Origin of the sequence: Pseudomonas sp. P42 (assembly GCF_017973755.1) — a bacterium.
Taxonomy (GTDB): domain Bacteria; phylum Pseudomonadota; class Gammaproteobacteria; order Pseudomonadales; family Pseudomonadaceae; genus Aquipseudomonas; species Aquipseudomonas iridis.
The window spans coordinates 195,086-206,522 of sequence record NZ_JACOPU010000009.1; the positions used below are offsets into that span (position 1 = coordinate 195,086).

General features: G+C 60.8%; 7 protein-coding genes. 1 reads left to right on the forward strand and 6 read right to left on the reverse strand.

What is annotated here, in order from left to right; genetic code table 11:
• Positions 1-183: 183 nt before the first annotated feature.
• The 6 genes from H8B20_RS26555 to H8B20_RS26580 all read right to left on the reverse strand — a co-directional run bounded on the left by H8B20_RS26555 (position 184) and on the right by H8B20_RS26580 (position 4,352).
• Positions 184-381 carry a helix-turn-helix transcriptional regulator gene (locus tag H8B20_RS26555; RefSeq protein ID WP_210625070.1) on the reverse strand — a complete coding sequence of 66 codons (198 nt, stop codon included), beginning with the start codon at positions 379-381 and terminating at the stop codon, positions 184-186.
• Complete coding sequence (locus H8B20_RS26560) at positions 378-752, reverse strand: hypothetical protein (protein ID WP_150604982.1); 375 nt, start codon at positions 750-752, stop codon at positions 378-380. Before H8B20_RS26560 ends, H8B20_RS26555 begins: the two co-directional genes overlap by 4 nt.
• A 150-nt stretch (positions 753-902) precedes the next feature.
• Positions 903-1,382 carry a copper chaperone PCu(A)C gene (locus H8B20_RS26565; protein ID WP_210625071.1) on the reverse strand — a complete coding sequence of 160 codons (480 nt, stop codon included), beginning with the start codon at positions 1,380-1,382 and terminating at the stop codon, positions 903-905.
• Complete coding sequence (locus H8B20_RS26570; protein ID WP_210555184.1) at positions 1,382-1,987, reverse strand: SCO family protein; 606 nt, start codon at positions 1,985-1,987, stop codon at positions 1,382-1,384. Before H8B20_RS26570 ends, H8B20_RS26565 begins: the two co-directional genes overlap by 1 nt.
• Before the next feature lie 158 nt (positions 1,988-2,145).
• Entirely contained in the window at positions 2,146-3,552 is a 1,407-nt protein-coding gene (locus tag H8B20_RS26575) for an efflux transporter outer membrane subunit (RefSeq protein WP_342345726.1), read from the reverse strand.
• Between the two features lie 5 nt (positions 3,553-3,557).
• Positions 3,558-4,352: a helix-turn-helix transcriptional regulator gene (locus tag H8B20_RS26580; protein WP_210625072.1), complete on the reverse strand. Its 795-nt coding sequence runs from the start codon at positions 4,350-4,352 to the stop codon at positions 3,558-3,560.
• Positions 4,353-4,839: 487 nt separating this feature from the next.
• Between H8B20_RS26580 and H8B20_RS26585 the strand changes: the two genes are divergently transcribed.
• Positions 4,840-11,250, forward strand: coding sequence for a non-ribosomal peptide synthetase (locus H8B20_RS26585; protein ID WP_274611393.1), 6,411 nt, complete (start codon positions 4,840-4,842; stop codon positions 11,248-11,250).
• Positions 11,251-11,437 lie beyond the last annotated feature (187 nt).

Here is an 11,437-nt window from a genome sequence, read left to right on the forward strand (position 1 = left end):
CGCCTTCTAAAACTTGAAGGTGATCCGGTGTCGGGAGCACTTGTAAGCGTGGGCACCGAGCTGGAGCCCAGTCAGGGGCGGGTGTCTGACAATTAACCGGAATACGGCAGGCTAATCGGTGCAGGCGTTTTTTTGTTTCAGGCTGTTTAACCGAAACTGGGATCCGCCAGCACCGACTTTTGCTCAGTCCACGCCGTCATCAAAAATACTTTCAATCGATAGTTCAAACGCCCGGGCAATCTGGAAGGCCAGTGGCAGGCTTGGGTCGTAGCGCTCGTTCTCGATGGCGTTGATCGTCTGGCGTGACACGTTGAGCCTTTCAGCCAGATCGACCTGTGACCATTTGCGCTCGGCGCGCAGTGCCTTGAGGCGGTTCTTCATTGGTAGCGGCGCCGGGCGATCTGTAGGCCGAGAATCCACATCGCGCCCATCACTGGCCACACGCAAGTCCATGGAATGTGCGGCGCGCCGACGTTTTCCAGAAAACCGTAGCTGAAGGTCAGCAGCGCTGAAGCGGCAAACGCGAAGCCCAGTGCTTCGAACTGGATGCGCAGATGCATTTCATCCATGCGGCGCATGTTGCGCACGATGGCCCAGCACATCAAACCTGCCGGGAGGATCGGTGTCAGGGCGACGGCTGAACGCAGAATAATGTTGGCATCCATCAGGTATTGCGAGGCAACCAGTGAGGCGACCAACGCCACCGTGTAAAGGATCAGTGCTGCGCCAATTTCCAGGTAATACCGGTTCATGCTTACTTCCTATGTAAAAGACCCTTTACATAGTTGCGAAAGATCTCCCTTATGTAAAGCTCGCTTTCCATAAAAGTTGATTTCCCAAACTAAAAAGGGGCGGACTGATCAACGATCAGGCCGCCCCTTTTTTGTTACCGCTCAGTCAGATCAATGCATTTTGCTGTGATCGTGACCTTCCATGTTGGTCAGCGAACGCACGCTGGCCTTCACTTCAACGGTTTCTTTTTCGCCCTTGGCGTTTTCCACGGTCAGGGTCAGCGGCACGGATTCGCCTTCTTTCAACTGACCGGTCAGGCCCATCAGCATCACGTGGTAACCGTTCGGATCAAGCTTGACGGCTTTACCAGCCGGCAGGTCGACCGATTTGACCGGGCCCATGCTCATGACGTCGTTCTTCATGCTCATTTCGTGAATTTGCACGTCTTTGGCCACCGGGGTCGCGACGCTGAGCAGCTTGCTGTCGCTGTCGGCGGTGAGGGTCATGAACGCGCCGCTGGCGGATTGGGTCGGCACGGTTGCACGCACCCACGCATCGTCGACCTTGGTCTGCGCCGAAACCTGAAAGGCCAGGCCCAGCAGGGACAGACCGAGTACCGCGCGTTTGATGTTGTTCAGAACCGGTTGCATTAGCAAACCTCCATAACAGTAAGCAAATCTTCCGTGCATTCTTCTGCCGAAAGCGAGGTGGACAGACCCAGGCGCAGTTCGCCGCGCGAGTCGAAGACGTAACTGGTGGATGTGTGCGAGATGGTGTAGGTGTCGCCGGCCGGCACCTTCTCGAAAAACACGTCGAATTCCTTGGCCGTGGCCTTGGTTTCCTCAAGCGTGCCGTACAGCGCGACGAACGTCGGGTCGAAGGCTTTGACGTAGGCGTCGAGGATTTGCGGCGTGTCGCGCTCGGGGTCGAGGGTGATGAAGATCACCTGCAAGCGATCGCCGTCCTTGCCCATCAGTTTTTTGATTTTTGCCGCGCGGGCCAGGGTGGTCGGGCAGACCGCCGGGCACTGGGTGAAGCCGAAGAACACCATCGGCATCAGGCCGCGGAAGCTCGACAGGGTCATGGTGTCGCCGTCGGTGTCCTTCAGTTTGAAGGTGCGGCCCATGATCTTGTTACTCAGATCCTTGCCGTACTTGTACGACAGTTGGCCACGGGTGTCGCAGCCGGCGAGCAGGCCGAGCCCGAGTACGCCCATTCCCGCAAGTACCTTGCGGCGAGTCAACAAAGCCGTCATTTAATACCGCCTTTTGCAGCCCGTCAGTCGGCAGGACCGGCGGGGTGGGTTAACCGTAAAAGCGGCGCATGATACCAAACTGAACCGGCGAGTCGGTTTTCGATCGGCTGACAGGGTGTCGCAGGGCGACAAAAGGTGTAAGAAAAAGTGACGGGTGCTTACTGAGCAATCTCCTGCGTAGCCGGCCAGCCACCGCCCAGCGCGGTGTACAGGTTCACTTCCGCGACCAGTTGCGCCAGGCGATCGGTGATCAGGCCTTGCTGCGAACTGAATAGCGAGCGCTGCGCATCAAGGAACACCAGACTGCTGTCCACGCCATTCTGATAACGGTTTTGCGCCAGGTTGTAATAGTCCTGCGTGGCCTGCACCAGATCGCGCTGCGCTTGCAGTTGTTGCTGGTAAGTGGCGCGCGCGGCCAGTCCGTCGGCGACTTCCTGAAACGCGGTTTGAATCGATTTTTCGTATTCGGCAACCGCCAGGTCTTTTTGCAGTTTCGAGTAATCCAGACTCGCGCGCAGACTGCCGGCATTGAAAATCGGCAGGTTGATCTGCGGCTGAAACGTCCACGCCCCGGAGCCTGCGCCGAACAAGCCAGACAGTTCGCGGCTGGAGGTACCGGCATTGGCGGTCAGGCTGACACTGGGGAAAAACGCCGCCCGTGCCGCGCCGATATTGGCGTTGGCTGCTTTAAGTTTGTACTCGGCCTGCAGAATGTCCGGGCGCCGTTGCAGCAGGTCCGACGGCAGACCGGCCGGCAGTTGTTGCACCAGATCACTGGCCAGCGGACGCCCCGGCAAGTACGCCGGCAGCGGCGCGCCGACCAGCAGCGTCAGGCTGTTCATGTCCTGCGCGACCTGCCGCTGATAGCGCGCCAGATTGGCCCGCGAAGTATCGACGCGGGTCTTCGCTTGCGCCTGTTCCAGTGACGAGGATTTGCCGGCGTCGCGGTTGCGCGTGGTCAGGCGCAGGCTCTGTTCATCGGCGGCGAGGGTCTCGCGGGTCAGGGCGAGCAACTCCAGGTCAGCGCGCCAGGTCAGGTAAGCATTGGCGACGTTGGCCACCAGGCTCAACTGTGCGCTGCGGCGTGCCTCTTCGGTCGACAGCCAGGTTTGCAGCGCCTGTTCGCCGAGGCTGCGCACGCGGCCAAAGAAATCCAGTTCATAGGCGCTGATGCCGAGGTTGACCGCATAGGTCGAGGTGATCATGGCTTTGCCGCGGGTCACGCTGGGAGGCATTCGTTGCCGTGATTCGCTGGCATTGGCCGACACCGCCGGCAGCAGGTCGGCGGGCTGGATGCGGTACTGCGCCTGAAACGCTTCGACATTGAGCGCCGCCACACGCAGGTCACGATTGTTGACCAAGGCACTTTCGATCAGCTGTTTCAGGGCCGGATCGTTGAACAGCGTGCGCCAGTCTTCGCTGACTGCAGTCGGGTTCGATGGCGGATACGCAGCGCCCGTTGGGTACTGCCCGGCGCTCGGCGAGACGGGCTGCTGGTAGTCGGGGATCAGCGAACAGCCGCCTATCAGGATCGGCAAGAACAGTAGGGTTTTTTTCAGGTTTATTGGAATCACGCCCCGGACATCCATTTCGCCAGACCATGCCGGCCGCTGACACCAAGCTTGGCGGTGGCGCGTTTGAGGTAGGTCTCGATCGAGCTGTTCTTGACCCGCAGTTTTTCCGCCATCTGCGGCACGGTGCCGCCGGTCAGCAAGCCAAGGCAGACCTCTTTTTCGCGCGCTGACAGGACAACGCCGTTCAACGTCAGGCGCTCATCGAGCACCTGCGCAAGCGGTGCCTGATCGATATCGGTCAGAGGCAGGCGCGTTTGTTTGGCGATGGTTTCACGGCTGATCTGCGCGTGTCGTTCGATCAGCGGCAACAAGGTGTCGGACAGGCTCTTGAGAAACGACAGTTCCGGCAAGGAAAACACCCGCTGGGTGTGCGGGCGGAAAAACGAGATGACGCAGCGCCGGTTGGACCTGCGTGACACCAGGTTGCATTGATGGACGCTGTGCAGCGGATGTCGGGGCAGGAGCGAAGCCCTCAGTTGAATCAACAGCGAGTCATTCATCTCGATCATTTTCTGCAACAACGGGTGGTCATCGGGACGTTCCAGCGGATCGGGCGCGTGCAGGGTTTGCGGTAAACCGGCACTGCCCAGCGTCTTGATCTCAACCACGCTGGCCTGACGTTCATCCAGCGTCCACTCACTCAGATCGACACGATTGACCGGCACCAGGGTGTCGACCAACTGGAACATGTTCGTGGCGAAGTGATCATCGCCCGTGCTTGCAATCAACTCCCCCAGTTGCCAATAGAAGTGCGGGTTTTCCATGTTGCGAATACTGCCGGTCAGATTCATATCCTTGTCATCCCTGGTACAGAGCCATCACCGAGTCGTCTGCCGTCTATGCAAAAGCCGCCCACGCAGTCATCTCTCCTGAACATGATCTGGGGCTGGATTTAAGCCTATAGATTTGTCCTACGTCTGTAGGGGAAAACGGGGACACAAAGTGCCACTATTTCTGAATGTTGGCGCCGGGCTTCTGACGTCGTGAGACCCGTTGATGTGGGATTTTGTGACTGCATGGTCACGGCGCGGCCCCGGGAAGCAGTGGGTTTATGGATTTCGAGTAAACGTCCTTAAGCAAAAAGCACGTCTGGCGTGTAGCGCTTTTCCTACAAGTTTTTCCGTATTTACTTCCAGAGCTTTTGGAGAATGCCAGCGCTGAGTCGGTGAACAATGCGTCAAAGGCGTAGGAAGGGGCTGTGGTTGTCCGGGTTTCAGGTGTCATGTCAGCGGGGAGGCCGATGCTTGAATACGTGACAAATTTCATGAGATGGATCTTATGCAGCCAACTTCTGCCAACGCGGCGGACGATCTGTCCGCGCCTGTCGAGACGTTCCCCCTGACCGCCGCCCAACGGGATATTTGGCTGGATCAACTGAGCCGCGGTGATTCGCCGCTGTACAACATTGGTGGTTACGTCGAGCTCAGCGGTACGTTGGATCCGGCGTTGTTGCAGACGGCGCTCGAGTGCCTGGTCGACGCCAACGATGCCTTGCGCATTGTGTTGCTATCGGACGTCGATCCTGATGGGTTGCCGTTGCAGTGTTTTGCTGATTCATTGCCGGTGGCTTTGCCACTGCATGACGTCAGCGAGCACCCCGACCCACTGGCGGCGGCCCGGGCGCTGGTCGCAGCGCAAATGGCCGAGGCCGGCGTGTTGCGTGGGCATGCGTTGTTCCGCTTCTGCCTGATTCGCCTTGACCATCACTGCCACTGGCTGGCGGGGCAGGCTCACCACTTGATCATGGATGGCTGGGGTTTCGCGCTGCTGTTCAAGTCGGTCGGGGAAATCTATAGCGCGTTGCGCCGTGGCGAGCAGCCCTGCCTGTCGGCACCGTCCTATGCCCGGTTTATCGAAGAGGACGCTGGCTACCGGCAGTCGCCACGCTATGCACTCGATCAGCGCTACTGGCTGGATAAGTACCGCAGTATCCCCGAGTCCTTGTTGACCCCGCGTCATCGCGAGACCCTCGAACCGAACACGGCGCCGGCCCGCATCCACGTCGAAGCTTTCCCTGCACAGCTGCATCAGCGCATGAAAGACACTGGACGGCGGCTCGGCGGCTCGGCCTTTCATGTGTTGCTGGCGGCGCTGCATGTGTACTTCAGTCGCACGGCCCAGCGTGATGAATGGGTGGCGGGGCTGCCGATCCTCAATCGCTCGGGCGCGCGCTTCAAAAATACCTTGGGGCTGTTCACCCAGGTCAGTGCGATGCGCATGGGCTTTGGCCGAACGCTGTCGTTTGCTGCGTTGGTCAAGGCGATCGGCGAGGATCTGAGGCAGGATTTCCGTCATCAGCGTTACCCGCTCAGCGAGATGAATCGCGCGCTGGGCCTGCTGCGCGAAGACCGCTCGCAGCTGTTTGAACTGTCGGTGTCCTACGAGCAGGACGACCACGACTATCGCTACGGTGAGGCGTCGGGGCACGCCGTCAAACTCTCCAATCAGCACGAGACGACACCGCTGGCGATTCACCTGCGCAGCAACCGTTTCAACGATAAAGCCTGGTTGCACCTGGTCTACACCCCGGCGTATTTCGCGGCCGATGAGATCGCCTCTTTCACCGAACGCCTGCTGCTGATTCTGGAGCAAGGCCTGGAGTGTCCCGATCGGGCTGTCTGCGATTTCAACTTGAGTACAGCGGCAGACATCGCTTCGTTAGAGGCGTGGAATGACACCCGCGTCAGCTACCCGCAGGGCCAGACGATTCATCAGCGATTCGAAGCCCGGGCGGTGCAACAGCCCGATGCGCTGGTCGCGACTTTTCCGGGGCGGACGCTGACCTATGGCGAACTTAACGCTCAGGCCAATGCGCTGGCCCATCATCTGCTCGGCTTCGGAGTCCGGCCTGATGATCGGGTCGCGATTGTTGCCCGCCGAGGACTGGAGACACTGGTCGGCCTGCTGGCGATTCTCAAGGCTGGCGCCGCTTATGTACCGATCGATCCTGCGCACCCGCTCGAGCGCCTGAGCTATTTGCTCAGCGACAGCGCTCCGGTTGCGCTACTGACGCAAAGCGATTTGCGTGAACGCTTGCCTGGGCTATCGGTGCCCGTGATCGAGCTCGACCGACGCGATTGGCCGCTCGCCAACAGTAGCAATACCGACGTGCCGGGGCTGACCCCGGCCAGCCTTGCCTATGTGATTTACACCTCAGGTTCCACCGGTTTGCCCAAAGGCGTGATGGTCGAGCACCAGACGCTGGGCAATCTCGTCGACTGGCATTGCGAAGCGTTTGCTCTTGGCGTGGGGCAACACACTTCCAGCCTCGCCGGGTTCGGCTTTGATGCGATGGCGTGGGAGGTCTGGCCGGCGCTGTGTGCCGGGGCGACCGTGCATTTTGCGCCCGCGACCGAGGGGAATGAAGACGTCGACGCGCTGCTCGCCTGGTGGCGTGCGCAGCCGCTGGACGTGAGTTTTCTGCCGACGCCGATTGCTGAGTACGCCTTCAGCAAACAACTGGATCACCCGACGTTGCGCACCCTGCTGATTGGCGGTGATCGTTTACGCCAGTTCGATCGCGCGCAGTCTTTCGCGGTGATCAATAACTACGGCCCGACTGAAGCCACAGTGGTTGCAACCTCGGGGCAAATCGCCGCCGGCCAGACGTTGCACATCGGCAAACCGATGAGCAACGCCACGGTTTACCTGCTCGACGATCAGCAACGCCCAGTGCCGGTTGGCATCATGGGTGAACTCTACGTTGGCGGTGCCGGGGTCGCCCGAGGTTATCTGAACCGCGCTGACCTCACCGCCGAACGCTTCCTTGATGACCCCTTCAGTGCTGAGCCGAACGCGCGCATGTACCGCACAGGGGATCTCGCACGCTGGCGCGCCGACGGCAATCTCGAATACCTGGGACGCAATGATGATCAGGTGAAAGTCCGTGGTGTGCGCGTCGAACCGGGCGAAATCGAAGCCGCACTGTGCAGCCACGACGCGCTCCAGGAAGCCGTGGTGCTGGTGCGCGACGGGCAACTGCTGGCGTGGTTCATCGAGCGTGAGTCGCTGGACATCAACCAGTTGCACGCGCACCTGAAAACCCGTCTGACCAGCGCCATGCTGCCGAGCGCCTATGTGCGCCTGACGGCGTGGCCATTGACTGCCAATGGCAAGCTTGATCGCCAGGCGTTGCCGGCGCCGGGGCCGGAGGCGTTGATCCGGCGTGAATACGAGGCGCCGCAGGGCGAAGTCGAAATCGCCCTTGCGCAGATCTGGGCCGAGGTTTTGCAGGTTGAGCGGGTAGGGCGCCACGACCACTTCTTTGAGCTGGGGGGGCATTCGCTGTTAGCGGTCGGTCTGATCGAACGCATGCGGCAGATCGGCATGAGCAGCGATGTGCGGGTGTTATTCAGTCAACCGACACTGGCGGCGTTGGCGGCGGCAGAGGGCAGTGGCCGCGAAGTCGAAGTGCCGGCCAACCGCATTGCGGCCGATTGCACGCACATCACCCCGGATCTGCTGCCACTGGTGCAACTCGATCAGGCGACGATCGAGCGTATCGTCGCCACGGTGCCGGGCGGTGCCGCCAATGTGCAGGACATCTACCCCTTGGCACCGTTGCAGGAGGGCATTCTTTATCACCACATCACCGCCGCCCAGGGCGATCCGTATCTGCTGCAATCGCTGCTGGCGTTTGACAGTATTGAGCGAGTCGGGACCTTCGCCGCTGCGTTGCGTCAGGTCATCGCCCGGCATGACATTTTGCGCACGGCAGTGGTCTGGGAAGGGCTGACTTCACCAGTGCAGGTCGTGTGGCGCGAGGCAACTCTGCCGTTCGAGGAGGTGCAGTTGGATCCGGCTCAAGGCGCGATCATTGATCAATTGCGCCAGCGCTTCGATGCGCGGCGCTATCGCCTCGATGTCAGCCAGGCGCCGCTGTTGCGCTTGATGTACGCCCCGGACCCGGCCCACAACAGAGTGGTCGGCATCCTGTTGTTCCATCATCTGGCGATGGATCACATCGCACTGGAAGCGATGCGCGAGGAAATACACGCCAGTCTGTCGGGGCACGCGCAGCCGCTGGCGGCAGCGGTGCCGTACCGCAACTATGTGGCACAGACGCGTTTGGGCGTCAGCGAGCAGGAGCATGAAGTGTTCTTTCGCGACATGCTCGACGATATCGACGAACCGACCTTACCGTTCGCTTTGCAGAACGTGCAGGGCGACGGCAGCAACATCGAAGAAGCCGAACAAACGCTGGAGACCGGGCTCTACCCGCGCATGCAACAGCAAGCACGCCTGGCCGGGGTCAGTGTCGCCAGCCTGATCCACCTCGCCTGGGCGCAAGTGCTGGCGGCGACCTGCGGCCAGCAGCGTGTGGTGTTTGGCACGGTGCTGATGGGCCGCATGCAGGGCGGCGATGGGGCAGACCGTGCGCTGGGCGTGTTCATCAACACCTTGCCGTTGCGGGTCGATGTCGGGGCAGGAGCTCGCGCGGGACTGAAGTCCACCCATGCGCGACTGACGGCGTTGCTCGGCCATGAACATGCCTCGTTGGCGTTAGCCCAGCGTTGCAGTGGCGTTGCCGCGCCGTCGCCGCTGTTCAGTGCCTTGCTCAACTATCGACATAGCGACGATGTCGAGCAAAAAGCCTCACGGCAAACCTGGCAGGGCATCGAAACCCTGGCCAACGAAGAACGCACCAATTACCCGTTTACCCTGAGTGTCGATGATTTCGGTACGGGATTGCGCTTGACCACCAGAACCCTGGCGCACATTGGCGCGCAGCGGATTTGCGGCTATGTGCAAGCGGCATTGAGCGGTTTGGTCGAAGCGCTGGAGACCACGCCGCAGCGGCCGTTGAATCGTCTTCCAGTCGTGCCGGAAGCAGAGCGCCAACAACTGCTGATAGAGTTCAACGCCAGCGCAGTCGACTGCCCGATGGAACAGCCGATTCAGGCATTGTTTGAAGCGCAAGCCCTGCAGAAACCGGATGCCATCGCCTTACAGTTTGCTGAGCGACGCTTGAGTTATCGCGAGCTCAACGAGCAGGCCAACCGCCTCGCGCATCATCTGCGTGGATTAGGCGTGCAGCCGGATGCGCGGGTGGCGATCTGTGTCGAGCGTGGGCCTGAACTGGTGATCGGTCTGCTGGGCATCCTCAAGGCGGGCGGCGCCTACGTGCCACTTGATCCGGATTACCCGCTGCAACGTCTCAACTACATGTTGCAAGACAGCGCTCCGGTGGCGCTGCTGGTGCATGCCGCGACTGGCGATCTGCTCGATGGCGCTGGCGTGCCGCAGATTGACCTTGACCACGGCGCATGGCGAGACCAACCGCACGGCAATCCACAGGTATCCGGCCTTGATGCCTCAAACCTGGCCTACGTGATCTACACCTCCGGCTCTACCGGCACGCCCAAAGGTGTAATGATCGAGCATCGCAGCGTGTGCAACATGGTGCATTGGGGCTCGCAGCTTTCACCGCCCACCGAACACGGCGCGTTGCTGCAAAAGGCACCGTACAGTTTCGACAGTTCGGTGTGGGAGATTTTCTGGCCGTTGTGCACGGGCATGCGTCTGGTCCTCGCGCGTCCCGATGGCAATCGCGATTCGGCCTACGTGACGCAAGTGATCCGCGAACAGAACATCAGCGTGGTCAAGTTCGTGCCGGCGCTGTTGCAGCAGTTCATCGAGCAAGACGATGTCAGCCAGTGCGTCAGCCTCACCGATGTCCTCAACGGTGGCGGCGAATTGACCGTTGCGCTGGCGCAGCAGGTACGTGAGCGCTTGCCCTGGGTGCGTTTGCATAACGTCTACGGGCCGACCGAAACCACTGTCGATAGCAGCGGCTGGACGCTGCAGCCGCACCAGCCAGTGCCGCAAGCGCAGGTGCCGATCGGTAAGGCGTTGAGCAATACGCGGCTGTATGTCCTTGATGCCAGCGATCAGCCGGTGCCGCTCGGCGCCAGCGGTCACTTGCACATTGGAGGGGTCGGCGTGGCGCGAGGTTATCTGGGGCTGCCACAACTGCAGGCAGAACGCTTTATCGACAGCCCGTTCGTGGTCGGTGACCGTTTGTACCGCACCGGTGATCTGGTGCGTTACGGTGCTGACGGCAACCTGGAGTTCCTTGGTCGCAATGACTTTCAGGTCAAGCTGCGCGGCCTGCGCCTTGAGCTGGGCGAGATTGAAGCGCGGTTGCTTGAACATCCGGCGATCCGTGAGGCCGTGGTGTTGGTTCGCGATGAGCGCCTGGTGGCTTACTACACTGTGCGGGCCGGGATTACGGTGCCAACGCTTGAAGCGTTGCGAGCACATGTGCTGGAACGCCTGCCAGAGTTCATGGTGCCCGGCGCTTACGTGTCGCTCGCAGCGCTGCCCTTGACCCCCAACGACAAAATCGACCGCAAGGCGCTCCCGGCGCCCGGTGCCGAAGCCGTACTCAACCGACCTTACGCAGCGCCTGAAGGTGAAGTGGAAAGCACCGTGGCGCAGATCTGGGCGCAGGTGCTGAAGGTCGAGCGGGTCGGGCGCGATGACAACTTCTTCGAGCTGGGTGGGCACTCACTGCTAGCGGTGAGTCTGGTCGCGCGCCTGCGCCAGGCCGGGCTGCATGTCGATGCGCGGACGCTGTTCAGCCAACCGACGCTGGCGGCACTGGCGGCGCAGACCACACGGCAGGCGAAGCAACTGGAGATTGCGCAGACCACCATTCCCGACCTCAACCGAAAACGCCGGCTCTGACACCAACACACTCGTCCTGTAGGAGCAGCCTTAGGCCGCTTCTACGGGGATGAGCAGAGTACGGCTTGTCCCCGCTTCCCATGTCAGACATTCACGCCCCGATGTTTTAGTTTTTCCAGGCTGCGCGCGGCTTGCACGGACTCGCTGCTGCGCGCTCCTTTTCCGCGTATTTACAGCAGGTTACCCC

Excerpts from the sequence above, each read along its gene's own strand:
- H8B20_RS26555 (WP_210625070.1), bottom strand. The coding sequence starts at position 381 with ATGAAGAACCGCCTCAAGGCACTGCGCGCCGAGCGCAAATGGTCACAG.
- H8B20_RS26560 (WP_150604982.1), bottom strand. The coding sequence starts at position 752 with ATGAACCGGTATTACCTGGAAATTGGCGCAGCACTGATCCTTTACACG.
- H8B20_RS26565 (WP_210625071.1), bottom strand. The coding sequence starts at position 1,382 with ATGCAACCGGTTCTGAACAACATCAAACGCGCGGTACTCGGTCTGTCC.
- H8B20_RS26570 (WP_210555184.1), bottom strand. The coding sequence starts at position 1,987 with ATGACGGCTTTGTTGACTCGCCGCAAGGTACTTGCGGGAATGGGCGTA.
- H8B20_RS26580 (WP_210625072.1), bottom strand. The coding sequence starts at position 4,352 with ATGAATCTGACCGGCAGTATTCGCAACATGGAAAACCCGCACTTCTAT.
- H8B20_RS26585 (WP_274611393.1), top strand. The coding sequence starts at position 4,840 with ATGCAGCCAACTTCTGCCAACGCGGCGGACGATCTGTCCGCGCCTGTC.